This window comes from Chloracidobacterium sp. (assembly GCA_016715795.1).
Lineage (GTDB): Bacteria > Acidobacteriota > Blastocatellia > Pyrinomonadales > Pyrinomonadaceae > OLB17.
Genome location: JADJXP010000001.1, coordinates 728,565 through 751,617, shown reverse-complemented (window position 1 = coordinate 751,617; position 23,053 = coordinate 728,565). Strand labels below are relative to the sequence as shown.

Annotated in this window: 8 protein-coding genes; all 8 read left to right on the top strand. The window is 52.9% G+C overall.

Going from position 1 to position 23,053, the window contains the following annotated elements:
• Nucleotides 1-119: 119 nt before the first annotated feature.
• The 8 genes from IPM59_03385 (at nt 120) to IPM59_03350 (ending at nt 23,035) form a co-directional block, all read left to right on the top strand.
• Nucleotides 120-1,625 (top strand): sigma-54-dependent Fis family transcriptional regulator, encoded by a 1,506-nt coding sequence (locus IPM59_03385; protein ID MBK9214630.1) that lies wholly within the window; start codon nt 120-122, stop codon nt 1,623-1,625.
• Nucleotides 1,626-1,944: 319 nt separating this feature from the next.
• Nucleotides 1,945-5,502 carry a DUF3883 domain-containing protein gene (locus tag IPM59_03380; GenBank protein ID MBK9214629.1) on the top strand — a complete coding sequence of 1,186 codons (3,558 nt, stop codon included), beginning with the start codon at nt 1,945-1,947 and terminating at the stop codon, nt 5,500-5,502.
• A complete protein-coding gene (locus IPM59_03375) occupies nt 5,499-6,455 on the top strand; it encodes an ImmA/IrrE family metallo-endopeptidase (protein ID MBK9214628.1) in 957 nt (318 codons plus the stop codon). The genes IPM59_03380 and IPM59_03375 overlap by 4 nt, the downstream gene beginning before the upstream one ends.
• 211 nt (nt 6,456-6,666) lie before the next feature.
• Entirely contained in the window at nt 6,667-9,552 is a 2,886-nt protein-coding gene (locus IPM59_03370; protein MBK9214627.1) for a DUF1156 domain-containing protein, read from the top strand.
• 2 nt (nt 9,553-9,554) lie between these two features.
• Nucleotides 9,555-10,004 carry a hypothetical protein gene (locus IPM59_03365; GenBank protein ID MBK9214626.1) on the top strand — a complete coding sequence of 150 codons (450 nt, stop codon included), beginning with the start codon at nt 9,555-9,557 and terminating at the stop codon, nt 10,002-10,004.
• 22 nt (nt 10,005-10,026) lie between these two features.
• Complete coding sequence (locus IPM59_03360; GenBank protein ID MBK9214625.1) at nt 10,027-13,386, top strand: DUF499 domain-containing protein; 3,360 nt, start codon at nt 10,027-10,029, stop codon at nt 13,384-13,386.
• 41 nt (nt 13,387-13,427) lie between these two features.
• Nucleotides 13,428-16,829 (top strand): hypothetical protein, encoded by a 3,402-nt coding sequence (locus IPM59_03355; protein ID MBK9214624.1) that lies wholly within the window; start codon nt 13,428-13,430, stop codon nt 16,827-16,829.
• Between the two features lie 113 nt (nt 16,830-16,942).
• A complete protein-coding gene (locus tag IPM59_03350; GenBank protein MBK9214623.1) occupies nt 16,943-23,035 on the top strand; it encodes a DEAD/DEAH box helicase in 6,093 nt (2,030 codons plus the stop codon).
• The last annotated feature ends 18 nt before the right edge of the window (nt 23,036-23,053 follow it).

Genomic DNA, 23,053 nt, shown 5'->3' with positions numbered 1-23,053 from the left:
GCAAGATGTTTTAGCGGTCGCTATTGCAAAGTTCTGCTCCCGAGCTGACAGATAGTACAGCCTCTTTTAAATGATCTTCAGCTTGCTAACAAAAAAGCCCCTCATGTAAGGTTACGGATGTGAAAAGGATACTTCTTGCATGGCTGGGGAATACTGACCTGAAGGCTTCCTCTGGCAATGAAAAAGCAGAGCTTGGACCCATAGGCTTAGCGATCACTTCACGAGCCTTTGATCAGATCGATCTGCTGAGTAACCACTCCAAGGCAGCGACTGTCGCGTACGTAAAGTGGATTCATACGCTAAGAAAGATCTCTGTAAGAATTCATTACGAAAACCTATCACGTCCAAACAACTACGAGGAGATCTACCGCGCTGCACTTCGAGTCGTTGACGACACCATTCGGGAATCGAGCGAAAAAATCGAATTGACGTTCCACTTGAGTCCAGGTACGCCGGCGATGACGGCTATCTGGATAATTCTTGCAAAGACCCGATTCCCCGCCCACTTGATTGAAACTTCACTACAGGAGGGCATTCGCGATACTAAGATACCCTTCGAGATTGCCGCAGAATTCATTCCCGATCTTCTACGTGACCCTGACAGAGCCCTTCAAGAACGCACTGCCGCTCCCCCACCGTCCGCTCCCGAGTTCTCGGTCATTCTTCACAAGAGCGGTCAAATGACGGCGCTGATTGATCAAGCTCAGAAGGTCGCCGTGCGTGGCGTTCCAGTCTTAATCGAGGGTGAAAGTGGTACGGGAAAAGAACTTCTCGCCCGCGCCATTCACGGTGCGAGCCCTCGGCACAATAGCGAATTTGTCGCAGTGAATTGCGGAGCGATTCCTTCGGAACTGGTAGAGTCGGAACTATTCGGACACAAGAAAGGGTCTTTTACCGGAGCGATCGCAGATCGAGTCGGTTTTTTCGGACGCGCTGATGGAGGGACCTTGTTTCTGGACGAAGTGGGTGACCTTCCGCTCGGAGCCCAAGTGAAGCTTCTGCGCGTTTTGCAGGAAGGAGAAATCACACCAGTCGGGTCAGCCAGAGCGAAAAAAGTTGATGTACGGATCGTTTCCGCCACGAATCGAAACCTGCTTTCGGAAGTTCAGCGGGGTACGTTCCGAGAAGACTTGTTTTTTCGCCTCGCGGTCATAGTACTTCGGATACCTGCTCTTCGGGAGCGCGAGGGTGACGTCGGACTATTGATTGATGCTCTGTGGAAGCAGCAGAACGAGGAAGCCGACAGCCTTCTCATCCCAAAGAAGGAGCTTTCGACCGGGGCCAGAAATGTGCTTCTTCGGCATTCCTGGCCCGGGAACGTTCGAGAGTTACAGAACACTCTCACGCGGCTCGCCGTAACGAGTAGCCGCAAGATTGTTACAAAAGCCGAAGCTGGCGGGGCCTTGTTAGGCAGCTTTTCCAATGAACGTCAGGAGATTCTGGACCGTCGCTTCGAGCCTGGTTTTTCCTTATCTGAAACCATAGGAGAAGTTGCGAGTCACTATCTTGAACGGGCCCTGAAGGAGGCCGGGGGCAACAAGAGTGCCGCATCAAAACTACTCGGTATGGCAAATTATCAAACGCTGAAGAACTGGCTCAGGAAATACAATATTCCTGAATCATAGCCGGTATACGAGACATAAATATTCTTCTGGTTATATAATAGGATTTCTGGTCAAGTCAGTTCGCTGAACCTCCGGGACCCAATAGACATGGGACCTTTCCTTTTGGCACGCTTTGTGCACAAACGGTATCGCTCGAGGGGGATGAGGAGTTCTTTCGGCGATGTGCCAAATCAACTAGATAGGAATGATATTGAGACTCCCGCGCCCCCGCGAGCGAATCGATTCTTTCGTAACGGACCGACAGGACTCTTAGTAACGCTTTTTAGGATTGGCGCCCGGAGTCGAGTTTTTTGCTTATTTGGAGTAAACCGCGCACTACATGTTCGAACTCGAAAACTTACAACCAAATGCTACTCTTCGCGGGATTTTGCCGGATAGTGTGGTTACCGTGGTTAGCGTTCAGTGGTACGGGTCCGAAGCGATTGAACTCACGTACAAGACACCAACCGGCAGGGTCGCTAACGAGCTCCTTTATCGTCATGACGAACCGAGGTTGGAGATCGCAGAGAAAGGTCGTCCCTGGAGCTTCGATGGCGATGGGGATCGATTCCGGCTCGTGTCAGAAGCGCAGCGAATCCACTTGGCGCATCTTTTTGATCCTGTTTTAGCCGTCCATACTTCTGTCGTTGAGCCGCTTCCACATCAGATTACAGCAGTGTACGAATCGATGCTCCCACGGCAACCCCTCCGTTTTCTACTAGCCGATGATCCCGGCGCAGGAAAGACGATCATGGCCGGATTGCTTATCAAGGAGTTAATGGCTCGCGGTGACGTGGTGCGTTGCCTAATAGTGTGTCCGGGTAGTCTGGCTGAACAGTGGCAAGATGAACTTTACAGGCGTTTTCATCTCCCCTTCGAGATCCTAACAAACGATAAACTGGAATCTGCTCGTACCGGCAACTGGTTCTTGGAAACAAATCTTGCTATTGCGCGTCTCGATAAGCTTTCCCGGAACGAAGACGTACAGGAAAAACTCAAAGCCCCCGACTGTCGTTGGGATCTCGTCGTATGTGACGAGGCTCATAAGATGTCGGCGACGTTTTTTGGTGGCGAAATCAAATACACCAAGCGTTACCGTCTCGCACAACTGCTTTCAACCCTAACCCGTCATTTCTTACTGATGACCGCTACGCCCCATAACGGCAAAGAGGAAGACTTTCAGCTCTTCATGGCGCTACTCGATGGCGACCGTTTTGAAGGTCGTTTTCGCGACGGAGTTCATGTTGCCGATGTGTCTGACATGATGCGGCGCATGGTGAAGGAGAACCTTCTTAAGTTTGATTCGACACCTTTGTTCCCAGAGCGGATAGCTTATACGGTGCCATATAAGTTGACGGGGCCAGAAGCTCAACTATACAAGGCGGTTACGGACTATGTGCGTGAGGAATTCAACCGCGCTGAGGCGCTTCAGAATGACAAACGTGCCGGAACTGTCGGCTTCGCATTGACGATATTGCAGCGGCGGCTTGCTTCATCGCCCGAAGCAATTTATCAGTCACTTCGTCGGCGCCGGGAGCGGCTCGAAAGTCGTCTGCGCGAGATGGAGGTACTTCAACGAGGTGGGGAGAACTTGTTCATCGTTCCTACATCAAGTGACGTTCTTGATGCAGAGGATCTTGAGGACATTGAAGAAGCGCCTGAAAGCGAAGCGGAATTCGCGGAAGAACAAATCCTTGATCAAGCAACGGCGGCTGGCACGATCGTCGAATTGAGCGCAGAAATTGAAACTCTAAAGGGGCTGGAGTACCTCGCGAATGCCGTCCGACAGAGTGGGGAAGACAAAAAGTGGAGCGAACTCGCGAACCTGCTTCACGAAATCTTCTCGCCTGTCCCGGTCGAAGAAACCGGCCGGCCCGGATTTCCATCGCACATTCGATCACCAAAGCAAAAACTTGTACTTTTCACGGAGCATCGCGACACGCTCAACTACCTAGAGAGAAAGATCTCGTCGCTGCTTGGGCGGAACGAAGCAGTAGCCGTGATTCATGGCGGAATCGGTCGCGAGGACCGGATGAATGCTCAGGAGTCTTTCCGACACGATCCCGAGGTGCAGGTTCTCCTTGCAACCGACGCAGCGGGCGAAGGTATCAATCTGCAACGAGCCCACCTGATGGTGAATTACGATCTGCCATGGAATCCGAACCGTCTGGAGCAACGATTCGGACGCATTCACCGAATCGGCCAAACTGAGGTCTGCCACCTGTGGAATCTCGTTGCCGATGAAACACGGGAAGGCGATGTCTACAGACGACTGCTTGAAAAGCTTGAGGAAGCTCGAAAGGCTTTAGGTGGACAGGTATTTGACGTACTCGGCAAATTGCAGTTTGAAGGACATGCGCTTCGTGACTTGTTAATCCGGGCAATCCGTTATGGTGAGCAGCCAGACGTGCGAGCAAGACTGTCGCAAGCTGTTGAGTCGGCCTTTGATCCGAATCAGATTCGAGAGCTACTCGAGGAAAGAGCGCTCGCGCACGATTCAATGGATGCAACCCGTGTGAATCGTATTCGTGAGGATATGGAGCGGGCCGACGCGCGTCGCCTGCAACCGCACTACGTCGAATCATTCTTTTTGGAAGCATTCAAGCGTCTTGGCGGGTCGCTCAAACAACGAGAGGCTCGGCGATACGAGGTCATTCATGTGCCCGCCCCGATACGCAACCGCGACCGGCTGATCGGAATTGGTGAGCCCGTCCAGCCACGTTACGAGCGCATTGCCTTTGAAAAATCCCTCATTGCGCCGCCGGACGAGCCACTCGCGGCTTTTTTGTGCCCGGGTCATCCGTTGTTGGACTCGACGATTGATCTTATTATCGAACGCGATCGCGATCTCCTTCGCCGCGGTGCGGTTTTAGTGGACGATCGCGATACTGGTACGTCGCCCCGAGTGGTGTTCTTTCTTGAACATGCCATCCAGGATGCAAGTCTCACGCGTTCGCAAGAGCGGCGTGTGATTTCTAAAAGAATCTTATACGTAGAAATCGATGGCGAAGGGCATACGCGGCATTTAAACTATGCGCCCTATCTGGATTACCGGGCGCTGACCTCTGGCGAACCGACGGCCGAAGCTATTCTCGACCGACCCGAATGCAAATGGATCATCGGCGACCTCGAGCAACTGGCTCAAGGTCATGCTGTTTCGACCGTCGTGCCGGGACATCTCGCCGAGGTTCGCGGCCCAAAGATTGATCTGATCGACAAGACCGAAGCTGCGGTAAAGGATCGACTCACGAAAGAGATCATGTATTGGGATCACCGGGCTGAGCAGCTAAAGCTCCAAGAGCAGGCGGGCAAATCAAACGCACGATTGAACTCTTCGGAGGCCCGCAAGAGAGCAGATCTCTTGCAGGGTCGCCTCCAAAAGCGACTTGAGGATCTGGCGCTGGAACGTCAAATCTCTCCGCTACCGCCTGTTGTCCTCGGCGGCATGCTTGTCATTCCGGCTGGTTTGATCGCAGAAATGACCGGAACTCCGCTAATAAAGCTCAGCGGGCCGGTTAATACGCAGATCTCTGCCGCGAAAGCACGCGCGATCATTATGGATATTGAGCGCGGCCTCGGATTCGAGCCCGTCGACCGAGAACTTGAAAAGCTTGGCTACGACGTCGAAAGCCGTATACCGGGCACAGGGAAACTGCGTTTTCTTGAAGTGAAAGGGCGTATTTCGGGTGCTGATACCATAACCGTTACGAAAAACGAGATCTTGTATTCGCTAAACAAGCCGGACGATTTTATCCTCGCTATCGTCGAATTTTTAGAAGGCAATTCACATAAAGTGCATTACATACGGAAGCCATTCAAGAAGGAGCCGGATTTTGGCGTGACAAGTGTGAATTACAACTTCGCAGAGCTTTTAGCACAGGCAGGTGAGCCATCATGAGTTCATTGGATGGAGGGGTGTGTTCAAGTCTTTCGTGGCAGATCGAGTACACCGAGCGTGTAATGGAATCTGGTTTAAGTGAGTCGGAGTCGCGGACCGCGCTGGATGAGCTCTTTGAAAATGCCCGGAAGTATAAGACCGGACCCGAGTATTTGAAGATGCTGAAGTTCGTGCGAAAGTTCCGGACTTATTCGCCTTTCAATGCAATGCTCATCTACTCGCAGCGGCCGGGCGCGAGATTTGTTGCTACGGCTCATCGATGGAACAAGGATCACGGACGAGTTATCAAACCTACGGCAATACCCATCGTCATATTGCAGCCGAGGGGTCCTGTAATGTTCGTATTCGATGTGATCGATACCGAGCCGCTTCAATATGCCTTGCCCCTGCCGGAAGAAATTGAACAACCTTTCGAGGTTCGGAGCGGAAGCGTTGGCCGCGAGTTTGATCTAACTATTGAAAACGCATTACGTGATGGCGTTCGTGTCAGCGAAAAGCAATTGGGTTCGCAAATGGCAGGCTCAATTCAGAAAGCCGATCCGGGGCGATATGTTAATGCCGTAGCAAGCAGAAATCCGGAACGTAAGCTTAAGCAGGTGCCGTTACGTTATGACCTAATACTAAATGGAAATCATTCCCGAGAAGTGCGTTACGTAACTATGGTGCATGAGCTTGGCCATCTGTACTGCGGGCATCTTGGAACGCCAAATGGCAAGTGGTGGCATGACCGGAGCCATTTCATCGATCTGTACGAAAAGGAGTTTGAGGCCGAATCGGTCGCGTATCTTGTTTGTGGAAGGCTTGGTATAGACAACCCTTCGGAAAACTATCTGTCGGGATACCTAAAAGAGCATTCCGAAGTTCCCTCGATCAGCCTCGATTATGTAATGAAGGCGGCCGGCCTGATTGAAAAGATGGGTCGGGAGTCCTTGCCTCTGAGGAAAGAGATATAGGAATCGGCGGTATTTATCTTGTTATTTTGAAAAGGGATTAGGAATGAGGCTAGGAAAGAAATTAATCGAAGTAGCATTACCGCTTGAGGCGATAAATAAGGCGTCAGTGCGGGAAAAAGGCAACCCTTTTCTGAAAGGCCACCCTCGCGGTATACACCAGTGGTGGGCTCGCCAACCACTCGGCGCCGCGAGAGTTGTGCTCTTTTCGCAGATGGTCGATGATCCCTCGGAATACGTCGATACGCTGAAATCCGATCCTAAGCTCCGAAAACGCGCGGAAGGCCAATTAAAGAAACGTCACAAAGTTTGGGACGAGGCGACGGCCGAACTGAGGAGGGCCGAGGCGTCGGGAATTAGTGCCCCACCACCGGGGCCAGAGCCAACGCTCGACGAGATTATCGCAGAGCTTGAACGCGACAGACTGTTTAAGATCATAGAAGAACTCGTCCTTTGGGAAAATACGAGTAACGAATTCGTGCTTGAGAAAGCACGGCGCGAAATTTGGCAAAGCTGGCGACGGGAGTGTGCTAACAATGCAGATCATCCCGTGGTTACCGAACTTTTTGATAGAACCGCCTTACCGAAATTTCATGACCCATTCGCCGGGGGCGGAGCCTTACCCCTCGAAGCACGACGACTGGGACTGGAGTCTTACGCGTCGGATCTAAACCCTGTCGCCGTTTTGATTAACAAGGCGATGATCGAGATACCCTCGAAGTTTTCCTCAATGCCACCTGTTAACAATGACTGGCAGGAGAAAGCCGATGGTGAGAAGTCGATGAAGTCGTGGCAGGGCAATGAAGGTATCGCGGCCGACATTATCCACTACGGAAAATGGGTACAGGATGAAACGAAGAAACGGCTGGGTCATCTCTACCCGAAGGTCGAAATATCTGAAGAGATGGTCAAGACCCGCCCCGACCTAGCGCGACACCTCGGTCAACGATTAGATGTCTCTGCCTATCTTTGGGCACGAACCGTCGCGAGTCCCAACCCCGCCTTTAGGGATGTGAGAGTGCCGCTCGTTGCGACGTTTTTGTTGTCTACGAAGTCTGGAAAAGAAGCCTTTCTTTCCCCGGTCATCGCAAACCGGGATTACACATTTGAGGTGATGACTGGGGAACCCCAGGATAGGGACCGCGCCAAAAGCGGGACAAAGCCCGGAAGTGGCGGGTTCCGCTGCATTATGTCTGATACGCCAATACCGTTCGATTATGTGAGAAGCGAGGGAAAGGCCGGCCGCATTGGATTTCGATTAATCGCCTTGGTCGTGGATACCGACCGGGGACGAACCTTTCTTTCACCTACTCCAGAGATCGAAAGGTGCGCCTTGCAGGCAGAGCCCTCAAACATTCCTCCAGGCGTCTTGCCCGACAAAGCGTTGGGATTTCGAATCCAGGAATATGGGATGAAGCAATGGTCTGATCTGTATACGCCGCGACAGCTCGTTTCGCTGATAACCCTATCGGATATCGTCCAAGAACTCCGAAGTAAGGTTGCGACTGATGCAATCACTGCCGGGCTACCTGATGATTCGATTGGCTTGGAGGCCAACGGCGGAGGAGCTTTGGCGTATGGCGACGCGATTGCGACGTTTCTAGCCATGGCTGTTGATAAATTTGCTGACTACAACAATTCGTTATGCACCTGGAACCCTAGCAACCAAAATCTTGGCCATTTGTTTACCAAACACGCCATTCCAATGGCTTGGGACTTTCCAGAAACAGTGCCTTTTGACCGGGGCGTAATGACAATAGCGTCAATAGCAGAGGGGGTAGCACGGTCAGTTCAATACCTGCCGACCTCTTCAGGGGCCGCCGCCGCATTTCAACACGACGCCGCAACACGATGTGAGTGGATTAACAATTCGGTAATTTCCACCGATCCGCCGTATTACGACAACATTGGGTATTCCGACCTTTCTGAGTTCTTTTATGTTTGGATAAGACGGACTCTTAAACCGATTTTCCCAAGCCTACTGGCGACGTTAGCGGTACCACGCTCTGAGGAATTGGTAGCGACTCCTCATCGTCACGGGGGCAAGGAGAAGGCGGACGCGTTCTTCTTGTCTGGCATGACGGATGCCATGCGTCAACTCTCGTCGCAATCTCACCCGGCCTTTCCAGTGACGATCTATTATGCTTTCAAACAATCCGAAATCAATAAAGGCGGGGCCGTTGCGAGCACAGGCTGGGAAATTTTTTTGGCAGCGGTGATTGAAGCCGGTTTTGCAATTACGGGGACTTGGCCGATGCGAACCGTCGGTGGCGGCCGTATGTTGGCGAAGAATGCGAACACCCTCGCGGCTACGATAATCTTGGTGTGCAGAAAGCGCCCACGAGACGCTCCCACGGTTACCAGACGCGAGTTAGTAAACGCGCTTAAGCTCGAACTACCTGACGCACTTCGACATCTTCAGCGCTGCAACATCGCACCGGTAGATTTGGCTCAGGCGGCGATTGGGCCGGGAATGGCCGTTTATTCTCGGTATGAAAAGGTCTTAGACGCTGATGGCAAAAGCCTTTCGGTACGTGACGCGCTTGAACTCATAAACGAGACGCTGGACGAGGTACTGGCCGAACAGGAGGGGGATTTCGACCCCGATACACGCTGGGCGCTGACATGGTTTGAGGAGATGGGTTTTGAGCAGGGTGAATTCGGCCGTGCGGAACAGCTTTCAAAGGCAAAGAATACGTCGATCGCCGAGATGGCCGATACTCGGTCGAGCCCGATCCTCGAAGCAAAGGCCGGCAAGGTCCGGCTCTTCCGTCCGAACGAGCTCGAACCTGACTGGACGCCCGAATCGGATAGCCGCCTGACAGTATGGGACATGGTCCACCAACTGGTGCGAGTCCTGGAAAAGGACGGCGAGGCTGCAGCGGCACATATCGTAGCGAAACTCGGCGCGAAAGCTGAAACTGCCCGAGAGCTATGCTACCGGCTTTACACGTTGTGCGATCGCAAAAAGCGTGCGTCGGAGGCGATGTCTTACAACGGGCTCGTGCAAAGCTGGCCAGAGATAATGCGGCTTTCACGCGAAGCGACTGACGAGGCCCGGTTAGGACAGACGCCCGGGCTATTCGAAAACGAGATATGATCATGACGAACCCAATGGACGCCGCTTGGAAGGATCGCCTGAGAGCGATGGGAATGACGGCGCACTCCAGTCACCCCGATCCGCAGCACGAGAAACTGAAACAGCGTTTACTCCTTTACGGCGGTGAGGCTGTTGTCATACGTCATGAACCCGATGTCGAGAATATCCTCGCTCGCGGAAAGTTGGTCTTAGGCAAGACCGCGAACTTTCATCCGGGTAAACGGAATGAGTGTCACGAAAACGCGACCGCCGTCTATCAGCAGTCCGGGCATCCGATCGCCACGGGCTATGCTCTTTCGAACGACGGAGCATGGCGTCAGCATTCGTGGAACGTGCACAAAGAATCTGAAAGGGTCATTGAGTCAACGTCCGAGTGGCTCGGATACTTCGGCTTCGTGATGAACGACGATGAGTGCCGGACCTTTGCAGCGGCAAACCCCGTGAAGCCGTAGGATTCCCGGGTAACTGAAATATATGGCTATCTCAAATTACGAGCGTGTAGGGAAGGCGATGGAACTGCTCAAGGCGGGTCTGGGGCCCTATGTGGACCGCGAACTTCAGTCGGGGATCGATGCTAAGCGCGTGACGGCTGAGGTGCTCGCTCCTTTTGCTAACGAGCCAAATACAGGAAACAAACCTCCATCGCAATGGGATGTAGCGGCTTTGCTGAAATTCGTTTTTAATGCGTGGAACGTTATATTTGGCCATACGCTTGGTCATGCGGAACGGAGCCTTGTGGCCGAACTACGTACTCATAGAAACGCGTGGGCTCATCAGGAGTCGTTTTCAAGCGACGACGCCTATCGAGTGCTGGATTCGACTGTCCGTCTTTTAACTGCAGTTTCTGCCCCTCAAGCTGAGGAAGCCGAAAAGATGAAGATGGAGCTTCTTAGACTCCGTTTTGACGAGCAGGTCCGCGGCCAAAAGCGAAAGGCTGGCGGCTCCTTAATTGAAGCGACCGCAACCGGTGCGGTAAAACCGTGGCGCGAAGTGATCACACCACACAAAGATGTCGCGAGCGGCGAATACCAACAGGCCGAGTTTGCTGCCGATCTATGGCAGGTTCACCTTGGCGAGGGTTCAGACGAATACAGAAAACCAACTGAGTTCTTTCGCCGAACCTATTTAACCGAGAGCCTAAAGCGTTTGCTTACGGGTGCAATGCAGCGCATGAGCGGAAAAGGCGGCGATCCGGTAATTCAACTCCAGACAAATTTTGGTGGAGGCAAGACACATTCGATGCTCGCCCTCTACCATCTCTTTTCAGGTGCAAGTGCGGCCGATCTTCCCGGCATTGACAGCCTGATGCCGGAAGCCGATGTTGCCACGCTGCCGAAAGCGAATCGCGTCGTGCTGGTAGGAAACAGGATCTCGCCCGGGAATCCGGTAACAAAAAAGGACGGAACAGTAGTCAAAACGCTTTGGGGTGAGTTGGCCTATCAGCTTGGTGGGCGGAAAGCTTTCGACCGCATCGCTGAGGATGATAAGAACGCCACAAGCCCCGGGGACGTCCTCCGGGAATTATTGAAGGAAAACGGGCCATGCCTGATCCTGATCGACGAGTGGGTTGCCTACGCCCGCCAACTCCATGATCAAAGCGATCTTCCGGCCGGCAGCTTCGAAACTCAGTTCACATTCGCTCAAGCGCTGACCGAATCCGCCAAACTCGCGGGAAACTGTCTGCTTGTGATCTCGCTGCCCGCGTCGGACACTTCTGGTTCTCCACATGCGCAGGTAGATGATGTCGAGGTCGGCGGTATTCGCGGACGCGAGGCGCTCGATCGGCTTCGAAATGTTGTCGGCCGATTGGAATCTTCTTGGCGTCCGGCGACGGCAGAAGAAGGGTTCGAAATCGTACGTCGTCGTCTGTTTGAACCCCTAACCGCAGATCAGTACAAAAATCGTGACGTGACTGCGCGGGCTTTTTCGGATCTATACCATTCGCAGCGGCAGGAGTTCCCACCAGAATGCGGTGACTCAGATTATGAAAACCGGATCAAGGCCGCTTATCCGATACATCCCGAAATATTCGATCGCTTGTACAACGATTGGTCAACCCTGGTGAAGTTTCAGCGGACTCGCGGCGTCCTACGCTTAATGGCAGCGGTGATTCATAGTCTCTGGGAAAAAGGCGATCACAGCTCCATGATAATGCCGTCAACTATCCCCATAGATGACCAGCGGATTCAGTTCGAGCTCACACGCTATCTTTCGGATAACTGGGTTCCGATTTTGGAGAAGGATGTCGACGGTCCGAATTCGCTTCCATTAAAGATCGATAACGAGCTTCCAAATCTAGGTAAGGTCCACGCGGCGAGGCGTGTTGCGAGAACGATCTACCTTGGTTCGGCTCCGACCTCGGGCGGATCGCATCAGGGACTCGATGAACGCCGAGTAAACCTTGGCTGTGTAACGCCAGGCGAATCAGCACCGATCTTTGGCGACGCGTTACGTCGGCTCGCCGCCTCCGCAACATACTTATATCAGGACGGCACGCGCTATTGGTATTCGACTCAGCCGACAGTTACAAAAATGGCTGAGGATCGTCGAGAGCAGCTGAAGCGTGATCCTGACCGGGTGGCAAAGGAGCTGGCCGATCGCGTAAGTAACAATCTAGTAAAGAAGGGGGAGTTCCGAAAGATACATCCACTGCCGTCCTCGGGTCAGGATGTAGCGGATGATCTCGATACGCGGCTAGTTGTTCTGAGCCCTGATCATCCCTATTCAAAGGAAGCGGACAACCCGGCCCAAGCCGCCGCGCAAGCGATTCTCGAATATCGCGGGAACACCCCAAGGTTGTACCGGAACACACTGGTGTTTCTAGCCGCAGACAAGGCTCGGTTGCAAGATCTCGAGGACGCAGCACGAAACTATCTGGCCTGGGACTCTATCATCAAGGATCAGACGTCACTCAACTTGACGCCGAGTCAGGTAAAGCAAGCTGAAAATCAGAAAAAGGCTGCCGAAAATACTTTAGACGTTCGGGTTCCAGAGACATATCAATGGCTGCTGGTCCCGGTACAAAAGAATCCGCACGCGGCAATCGAATGGCAGGGCATGAAACTTTCGGGGCAGGATGACCTGGCCGTTAGGGCGGGTAAGAAGCTGCTAAATGACGAGCTGCTGATCACGAGCTTCGCCGGTACACGTCTAAGAATGGAACTTGACGGCGGACAGCACGGCATACCGCTTTGGCCCGATGGCCACATTTCGGTTAGGCAGCTCGTTGATCATTGTGCTCGCTACCTCTATCTTCCTCGCTTTGCCGACTCTTCGGTATTGCTTGGAGCGATTCGGAACGGTGTATCGCTGCTTACATGGAGAAACGAATCATTCGCCTTCGCTGACAGTTATGACGAAGAGAAAACTCGCTACCGTGGTCTTCGTTCTGGTTGCAATATTTCGCTCGATGGTTCGGAACCTGCAGCGGTCATAGTAAAGCCAGAAATCGCGCAGGAGCAGATGGATGCGGAGCAAGCATTACTTGGGTCACCTACTGCTACCGGTACTGGTGTGACATTTGCTGATCCGGGATCGGCACATGAAGCCCAAGGTGTATTAGGCGGAGTGGAGGTCCCGTCCGCGACCCCTCCCGCACAACCAAATCGCTTTCACGGGACGGTGGAGTTAAATCCGACCCGCGTCGGACGCGATGCCGGTCAGATCGGCGATGAGGTGATTGCTCATTTATCGGGATTGGTCGGTGCTAAAGTACGAGTCACGCTTGAAATTGATGCGGAAGTGGAAGCCGGCGTGCCGGACAACGTAGTACGTACGGTGACAGAGAATAGTCGGACACTGAAGTTCACCAACCACGGTTTTGAGAGTGACTGAGTATATTTATCGAATCGCGCATGGAGCCAACTCCCCCAAAAATGGATTTTACCGAGGCAACGGAATTCTTGTCATTTTTCGATTGGAAAGAATTGTTCCTGGAGACCCGCGGACTAGAGCAACCGGACGAACGAAATCTATTTCAATATAGAGTGTCCGACAGCGAGTTTAAGCTCCTTGAAGACTTTCTTCGGTCCAAGATCGCCGCTTTGCTCGTTAATAATGATTTCCAATACGTCGGTACTCGGCCCGGATTTCCGGATCTCTTCGTGATGTATGTAGCCGAATGGTGGCGGCGACGATACAAGGGCTTAGGATTCGTGTGGAAACCAATTTTAAGCGATCTCGGGGTCAGCTCGGATGACTGGACACAGCAAAAGCGCAGCGATTGTGTGGAAGAAGGTCTCCGAGGCTGGGGCCTCCGACTTTCAAACACCGGCGGTCATACGTATATCGGCAATGTCGCGGCACAGGGCGGACTGCCTATGCAGTTGCTCGCGACCGCCCACGGAGGGATCGGAAGACTAATTAGTAGGGTGCTTCGGCTGGCCAAAACCACGTCCGTTTCTCGACCGGACCTAGAGAGCTGGGTACAAAGTCTGGAGAATCTGCTCCCCAAGAGTTTTCGGCGACCGGAAATCTTTTCCCTCATCTCTAATATCACATCGACCGTTTTGGAACTTAAAGAGAAGGCAAAGCTTACTTCAGAGGGAGATCCAATAACGCTGCTTGACCAAAGAGTTCCAGAATGGCGCGACCGTTTTCCACTTCCTATTGAGGATGCCCATGCACAAGCGCTGATCGAGCAACTCGTGAAAGAGGCAGCCTATATTCGTCTTGAACATCGGGCACTTGTGTTACCGGTCGATCGAACACTAGAAAAGGATCAGAACGGCAATTGGCTATTAAGGTCCGGGATTGAACTACCGGATGCAATTAGTGATCGCGATATTTCAGAGCTCTTTGCTATCGACAGTGACGAAGGACTACCTCGATCTGCCGAGCTCTCGGTACATGCAGGAGAGGAACTCAAGGTAACGTCCATCCGACGGCTGGTGGGTCGCAACGAGTACCGCGTTGCGAGAACGACGTGGGAACTATCTGATGAGCACGCTGCTAGCGAGCACCTAGTGCGTCTTACTTCGCCGGATGGACGTGTGTGGTCGGCGACCCCTCCCAGAGCAAGTGAACTCGACGCCGAACTTCCTTGGTTGTTCTCTGAAGAAGCATCGCAATACAGGTTTGCACGTCAGGGGGCCGGCGGTGTTGGCTCTCAGGCAGCCCTTGTCGTCATACCGGTGAACTGGAACCTAAAAGGAAAAGACGAGTCGGGGGAGATCCAACGTCTTGGCGATCTACTTGCGCCCGCCCGGCAAGTATTTCTGTTCCGAGGAGATATAGTCGCCCAAGACGGAAGCGGAAACACATACCGGTTAAAGACCGGCAGTGCCGCTGGCGTAGACGAAAGCTACGATTGGATCGGCAAGCATGTATGGCTTGACTTTCAAAGCCCAAAAGTTGCATTTCGGGGAATGCCGACCCTGTACATCGTTGACGGCGACGGAATGAAACGCAAGGCCCCGGGCGAACTAAGATGTAGCTCGATCGGCTTGGCGAAATCAATGCCTCTCGGCCCCGTACAAGTCCATTATCCGGCAACCGGCGAGATCAAACATCGCTCTAGAATGCTGCTGTTGCCGGAAAGCTCGCGACTCAGACTAGAGCCGCTAGATGCACGTTCCGGCAAGATAATCTTCGATGGTTGGAAGTCCACCCTCGTAGCTACATCGACACCCGAGGTCAAGTGCGAAAGTTCGAGATTCGGTGACAGTCTGGTTATTAATGTGTCCGTCGAGGGGGGTACGGGAACGCCCGACCTCATTGATTTCGAAGTTTTTTGGAGTCACACGCCGTCCCCGGCCCGGGTCCGGATCCCATTTCCGGCAGCGGGAGTTCGCGGATTCGATCGAAAGGGAAATGAACTGGGTTGTTTTTCGCATCTAGCGGTTCAGGAACTATTGGGCACACGCTTGGTCGTTATGGGAACCCGTCCGGGAAGCAAAGTGCATCTTAAACTGAAGGCCGCCGAAAAGGACATCGTACGAACGTTTGCTATTAAAGCCGTTCCGGATTCACTCGCGACCGAGATACGAATTTCAGATTATCGATCCGAGATAGATTACCTTCATACCATCGATGACAATCCGGATTCAACGGTGATCTCGACCATTCAGATAGATGGTGAGCCAAAGTACCGGCTTACAATACTCCCCTATCAAGTCAGACCTGATAGGGATGACGAAAACGTTTGGATAGACCTTGATCCGAACCGCGCCGACGATACCGCGATTGCGAGTGTTGAAGCATTTGCGGTGGCATTAGAAAGGCCAGGTGAAGAATCACTCAAACTACAAAAGTTAGATAGCGAAAGCTGCGAAAGGGTGGTGTGGAGTTTTGCGCCGGAGACACGCGAACCGGGAGCATGGTTGATCTATCCGCCGAAGGACGCGGCCATAGAGTTCCGTCCAATGCTTTGGACCGTGGGTGACCCGATAGAATCGGACAGCCATTACGTCCTTGCTATGACGACGCGAGATCGTACTGATCGCGAAAACGCTATGGACGCCTTCATTGAGACGATCGCCTCTGATTTCGAAGATTCCGGCTGGACCGAGGTGAATCAGTTGATACACCACTTAGGCCACCTTCCCTTATCGACTCTGGACATATGGCGACGATTTGCGCACTCCTCAAAAGCAATGGCAGCACTGGCCTTGAGGTTTAGCGACTTTCGTGGCGAATTTCTTAGCCGGTTCGCAAACGAACTTCCTTTTTCCTGGGAGACGGTCACTTTTGCTGATTGGAGAACCGCGGTAACACTTCTTGAACGGCAAGTAAATACCTTATTCGGACCCGAGCAAGCTCCAATGATCTTCAAGACATTTCTCAAGTCCCGCGTCGCGGATCTCACGGCGGATTTCGGATCGCTTTTTTATTTGTTTGGTATATTGCAGGCCTCGCATCTTGAGGAAGAAAGACGAGAAGCTGCGTGCTTGCGAGGATTTGGCGCTGCTGGTGCTGCGGCGAGGCTATTCGTAGGAGCAGATGCTGAATTGCAGAAACTTTGGCACCGGCATTACTCCGATGACGAAGAGTGGCCTGAAGCTATTTCGGATGATGTGGCGCGTGCTCGCACCAATACGAAAATCTCAAAATATTTGTATCAGGACAATAGAGGTGTTAGCGACGGGGTGATCAATCTACCGCTTATCCTGGCTGCCCGCGTTGCCCTGGGCGAAACCGAGGAATGGTTTTCCGACCCGAAAAAACTTAGCCTGTTGTATAGTCATAAGTCATTTGATCCAGACTGGTTCGACGAAGCCTTCAATCTGACGATCGCCCGTTGCCTGGCCGACGGTTTGCTCGACTCATCGGAAGAATAAGAACACAAATGAAAATGTCGTATTACTCAGAATTGCTACCGATCCTTTCGGACCGGGCAAAACTTGCGGCGATGAGTTGGTTCCGGTTCGCAAACCTGCCATTGCGCAGACATATGGATGAAGTCTTCGATCGTCCGTTTGGAAAGCCAGGGTCGTTTCTCGCCGATGCGGCATTTGAAGCGGTGTATGGATGGCGAACGGGAGGCCAAAGCATGGCCGACCTCGCTGGCAGCCTGCTGGCGGAGGAACTTGTAAACGCAATGGATAACCCGCCCAAAGATCTGAAGGCAGATTATCGGTTTCCACGTGATCAGCATCCGTATCTACATCAGATCGAGGCCTGGGAGATTTTGTCGCAAGAGTCTCCGGAGTCGCTTATAGTGGCGAGCGGCACGGGGTCGGGTAAGACAGAGTGTTTCATGGTTCCGATCCTCGATCGGCTTGTGAGATTACAACAGGTGCAGAAAACTAAGCTGGCCGGTGTGCGAGCGCTGTTTCTTTATCCCCTTAATGCGCTGATAAATAGCCAGCGTGAACGGCTTCGCGCGTGGACACACGCATTTGGCAGCGATATTCGTTTCTGCCTCTATAACGGTAATACACCCGAGAATCTCAATGGACTGCACCACAAAGCCAATCCGAACGAGGTGATGGACCGAAAGACCCTTCGATCGTCACCGCCCCCTATCCTGGTGACAAACGCGTCGATGCTTGAATATATGCTCGTGCGGACCACTGACGCTCCGATCCTGGATCAGTCAGAGGGCAAGCTCGAATGGATCGTCCTTGACGAAGCTCACAGCTACATAGGATCACAAGCTGCGGAGGCCGCGTTGCTGATAAGACGCGTCCTGAACGCGTTCGGCGTAGCGCCTGACCAGGTACGGTTTGTTGCAACCTCTGCGACCATAGGAGATCCGAATGGGGAAGCAGGACTAAAGCTAAAGAAGTTTCTTGCCGATGTGGCGGGCGTTTCAGATGAGGATCGCGTTCATCTGGTGGCCGGCGAACGGGTCATTCCTTCCCTTCACGGGATAGAGCCTACGGGCAATGAATCTCTCAATGACCTAAAGCGAATCGCAGCCGACGGGAGATTTGAGACTATATCGAAGAACCGAACAGCGCGGAAGATCCGCGATAAGTTTGTCGGTAACCCGTCAACGCCTCCGATCGCCAAATTGTCGGATATTTGCGAATTGCTGAATGGAGAGGAAAACCCTTCTCGCGAAGGTCAGATCAAGTCGCTTGAATGGCTTGATTTGCTTTCTGGAACGCTCAATGAAAATGGCGAGTCGTTCCTTCCACTACGCTCCCATTTTTTTCACCAAACGATGTCGGGCTTGTGGGCCTGTACCGATCAGGAATGTCCCAATCGCGCTGACTTCCTGAACGATCCAGACTGGCACTTTGGCCAGGTTTACACTGACCCGAGGAAGCACTGTGATTGCGGAGCTCCTGCGTATGAGCTCGTCATGTGTGCGAGCTGCGGTTCTGCTCAATTGCTCGCAGGAGTAGACGATGAGGGTTTTGTCGCACATCTGAGGCCAAAAAATGCGCTCGACGATTTCGAGCTTGACGTCGACCCCGGTGAAGAGATCGAGGACACGGTTCTTGATGAACTGCCCGTGCCAAGCCAGCAGTTTAAGATGCTGATCCTTAACCAGAAGTTAGAGGGGGTTGGTCTTGAATACATAGATCGCGAAACGCGAAGAATGGGCGACCCATCTTCCAATTCAGTCGCTGTCTGGGCCGTTGAAGATAACGGTTCCGGGTTAAGTTGTCCGGTCTGCAATGAAAAGGACACAAAGGCCAGGCCGCTGCTCCAAAACTGCCGAATCGGTGCGCCGTATCTGTTGGATGGCATTTTGCCGACACTGCTCGAATTTGCCCCAGATGGAAATGATGCCGCTAATCGGCCTTGGCGTGGCCGGAAGCTGTTGACATTTAATGACAGCCGCCAGGGCACCGCACGACTGGCAGCAAATCTACAACTGGGTTCTGAGAGAAATCGTGTGAGGGCCTTGATCTATCATTTGACGTTGCGCGATTCGGTGACAGGATCAGTTAGTGATCGACGAAGGCTCGAACATGACGTGCGACAGCTGGAGACGGCACTAGACGCGGGACCAAATTCAGTCGTAGAAACTATGCTCTCAGATAAGCAAGCTGAGCTGGAAAAACTCAAGGATCCTTCACCAGTTGGGTTCAATCAGTTGGCTCAGGAACTTGCCCATCAAGGGCAAGACTTTATGAACATGCTTGCACGGTATCGCCGGTACTCAGAAAGCGTCTTTACCATAGAACATGGTGCGCACACCCTTGCTAAGACGTTTCTCATCCGTGAATTCGGACGACGACCAAAGCGGCTTGTCAACCTTGAATCGATGGGCCTCGTTTCGACCGCTTACCCTCTTTTGCAGGGCATAAACCGCGTCCCGCAGGTTGCTATCGAGGCCTCACAATTCGACCTCGATACGTGGAGGGACTTTCTAAAGATATGCCTCGACTTCTTTGTTCGCGCCGGCGGATCGCTGGCCATCGATGACAGTTGGAGGCGATGGCTTGGCATGCCGTTCCCGCAGAGTTTTCTTGTGGCTCGAACAGAAGACGAGCCGAAAAGAGATCAGCGTCGCTGGCCTAGTGCGAAGTTCGGTCGCAACAGCACACTCGTTCGGTTGCTATCGTTCGTGCTAAATGCGGATGCCGCGGATCCGGACGGCCATGACCGCATAAATGCTGTGCTGGATTCGGCCTGGGAAGATCTTTGTTCTGTTGGGTTGTTGAAGCAGGGAGACCCGGGCTTCACGCTGCCGCTCGACAGACTGGCCTTTATTCCGATCCGGTCTGGATGGATATGCCCGGTTACCAGACGCGTATTGGATGTTACGTTGAGAGGTGTAACACCCTACTTGCCGCGAACCGCAGCGAAGGAAACCGTCGGGTGTGTTCGGGTAGAGATCCCACAGTACGCGCCGCCATTTTCCGGAGTAACAAACGAATTGGAACAGATCGAGATCGGCCGCGAATGGGTGCTTTCAAATCAGGATGTTGCGAAGCTTCGCGAGGAGGGATTGTGGTCAAATTCGAATGATCGTGTGATCGAGCTTTCACCGTATTACACGACGGCCGAGCATTCCGCCCAACAGGACTCGACCAAACTAAAGCTATACGAAAGCGATTTCAAGGAAGGAAAGATCAACGTGCTTTCGTGCTCAACGACGATGGAGATGGGCATCGATATTGGCGGTATAAGCGTGGCCGCGATGAACAATGTACCCCCGCATCCCGCAAATTATCTGCAGCGGGCAGGTCGTGCGGGCCGCCGCCGTGAGGCTCGATCTGTCGTAATGACGCTATGCAAATCAAACCCGCATGATCAGTCGGTGTTCGCGAACAGCCGCTGGGCATTCGACACGCCCCTTCCTGCTCCTCGCGTCGCTCTCGATAGTCCGGTCATCGTTCAACGCCATGCGAATTCCTTTTTGCTTTCGCGTTTTCTTAGGGAACAACTTCGGGGAACTTCAAATGAACAGACGAAACTTAGTTGCGGAATGTTCTTTCTGGAAGGGCATGCCGGACAGTTTGAAGCCTGGTGCAGAAGCTTCGATGTTGAGGAACACTCTGATATTGCAGGCGGTTTGAATTACCTCTTTAAGCGCAGCATTTATGATGGGCAAAGCGTGAAGCGAGTGGTCGACATATCGGGCGATATGATCAAGAAGATCAATGATGCCTGGATGCGGGAGTGGGAACGGCTTGAGTCTGAATCCGCGGCGCTTCGAGCCAGAGGCTCGGGGGAAAGTGACGCTGCTGTCAAAGCCGTCGATCTGCACAAAGAAAGGCAAAGGGGTGAATATCTACTAGGTGAGTTGGCTTCGAGGGGCTTTTTACCCGCTTATGGATTTCCGACGAATATCGCGCCGTTCGACAATCTAACCGTAAGCCAATTTAAAAGGCGATTCCAGAATCCCGAAGGGCGCGATGACAACAGGTACAAGCGCCGTGAATTGGCAAGCCGTGACTTGGTTTCCGCGTTGCGTGAGTACGCTCCCGGTTCAGAGGTTGTTATGGATGGACTTGTTTACCGTTCTGCCGGAGTAACACTGAATTGGCACATCCCTGCGGATCAGGACCAGGTCAAGGAAGTCCAGAGCATAAAAACCGCCTGGCGGTGTCGAGCGTGTGGAGCGAGCGGGTCAAAATCATTTGTAACAGATCTTTCCTGCGAAAGGTGCGGCTCAGCGGTCGTGACACCGACCCCGTTTCTTGAGCCGTCAGGGTTCGCAGTGGATTTCTACACCGACCCGACTAACGATACTTCGTCCCAACATTTCGTCCCAGTCGAGGCGCCATGGATCAACGCAGATGGCCAATGGTTGCCGCTTCTCAATCCGGAACTTGGCCGCTTCCGATCGACCACACAAGGGCACATCTTCAACCAGTCTAAGGGCGAATTTGGTCTAGGTTACGCGGTTTGTCTCGAGTGTGGAAGGGCGGAGCCGGTTACCAAAAAAGGCGAGATACCGGCGGGATTCGCGCGACCACACCGCAAACTCCGTCGGTCGAAGGCCGACGCAGCAACATGCCCAGGGAGCAACGAAAACTGGAAGATCAAGCAAGATCTAGCTCTTGGTACCGAGGGGTATACCGACGTGTTTGAACTGCAGCTGAAGAATGACGCCGGTGTCTGGCTCAATGACCCGATGGCAGCGTTGACAATTGCTGTTGCTGTAAGAGACTCACTCGCGGAGCTAATGGGCGTCCAAGCCAACGAACTAGGCTGTGACATTAAGCCGGCTCGATTAGAAACAGACGGCCGTTGTCAATCGATATTGATCTACGATCGTTTCGCGGCTGGCTATTCCTCGCGGGCTGAGGACCACATGACCGAGCTGTTCAAGAAGGCCTGGGAAAGGCTCATCTGCCCTGCCAATTGTGACAGTGCTTGTCCCCGATGCATCCTCGACTATGACCAGCGATTTGTCAACGATCGCCTGGATCGAAAGAAGGCGTTGAAGATCCTTTCAACTGTATGGCTTGACCGCTTTCGTCTTCCTGACGAACTGGCCTTTTTCGGCACCGACCGCAGCCATTTGGAGCCCCGTACTATCAGCGAATCCATTTGGCAGGCAGTCATCAACGGCGGGGTACAAATGGTACGGCTATTTGCGGGTGGCGATCTGGAGAATTGGGATGTCGCGGCTTCTCCGTTGCGAGCGCTTGCTTTCAGACTAGTCGGGCAGAATGTGAAGGTCGAGATCATTGTTCCGGAAGATGCTAAACAAGGATTGGACTCAGTTGACCTCTATCCACTAGCTAATCTGGCTGGCCACCCCGATATTGAGGTCAAAGCGATTACAGAGCTTCCGAGAGTTGGTGATGCTTATCTGCTAGCCGAAACCGCTGGGAAGGTAACTAAATGGGCGGTGGGAGACGTCGCCGTAACCGAGTTTAATCCGAACTGGGGAATTTCGGACAATTCGCTGGTGAAGGGCGATGATCTTGTGCGCTTAGATTATGATTCCCCAGCCCTCTCGATGCAGGATTTGTTGCCCGCCGCGGAACGCAGTGACCGGCAAATCGACATTGGAAATGAGATTGATGGCCCAGTGCGAGGATTCGGAAACCGGTTTTGGAACCGCATCATGGCTGAACACAGCGCAGCCGGTGATTTACTTAATAGCGCAAATGAGCGGGTGATAGGGGTATCCTACAGCGACCGGTATCTCTTTGATCCGTTGTCGGTGGCGCTGCTGACTGAGATCGCAAAAGGTCTTAAAGCGTTGGTGGGGGTGAGATGGGAGGCATCTGCGATCGGGATTTCAACAATGGACAAATCCGATGTCCGTCTGAACCCATGGCGGCTTTTTCATAATTGGGTAGATATGAATGCGAGGAACAGAGTGATGGAAATGACGCTTGGTTCAATAGGATTGCAAGCAAACATCCACATCTTCGAACGGCGGTCCGAAATAGAACACGGCCGGGCATTCAGAATCGAATTATCTTCTGGCAAGATCGTCGAGATCCGTCTCGATCAGGGAATGGGTTATTGGGCAATCCCTTGGTCCACAAACGCACGCTTGAAGGAGTATAACTTCACGTTGCCTCATGAAAGCCAATGTGCGAACCTGGTGGCTCTCACGACTAACATCGAAGGCCAGGGCATGGGCACCCAAGTATTCCTAAGAGTGCGTGAGAGGTGATCCTAACCTCGTGGATAG

Coding starts and splice junctions, on each gene's coding strand:
- IPM59_03380 (MBK9214629.1), top strand. CDS start 1,945: ATGTTCGAACTCGAAAACTTACAACCAAATGCTACTCTTCGCGGGATT.
- IPM59_03375 (MBK9214628.1), top strand. CDS start 5,499: ATGAGTTCATTGGATGGAGGGGTGTGTTCAAGTCTTTCGTGGCAGATC.
- IPM59_03370 (MBK9214627.1), top strand. CDS start 6,667: ATGGTCGATGATCCCTCGGAATACGTCGATACGCTGAAATCCGATCCT.
- IPM59_03365 (MBK9214626.1), top strand. CDS start 9,555: ATGACGAACCCAATGGACGCCGCTTGGAAGGATCGCCTGAGAGCGATG.
- IPM59_03360 (MBK9214625.1), top strand. CDS start 10,027: ATGGCTATCTCAAATTACGAGCGTGTAGGGAAGGCGATGGAACTGCTC.
- IPM59_03355 (MBK9214624.1), top strand. CDS start 13,428: ATGGATTTTACCGAGGCAACGGAATTCTTGTCATTTTTCGATTGGAAA.
- IPM59_03350 (MBK9214623.1), top strand. CDS start 16,943: ATGGATGAAGTCTTCGATCGTCCGTTTGGAAAGCCAGGGTCGTTTCTC.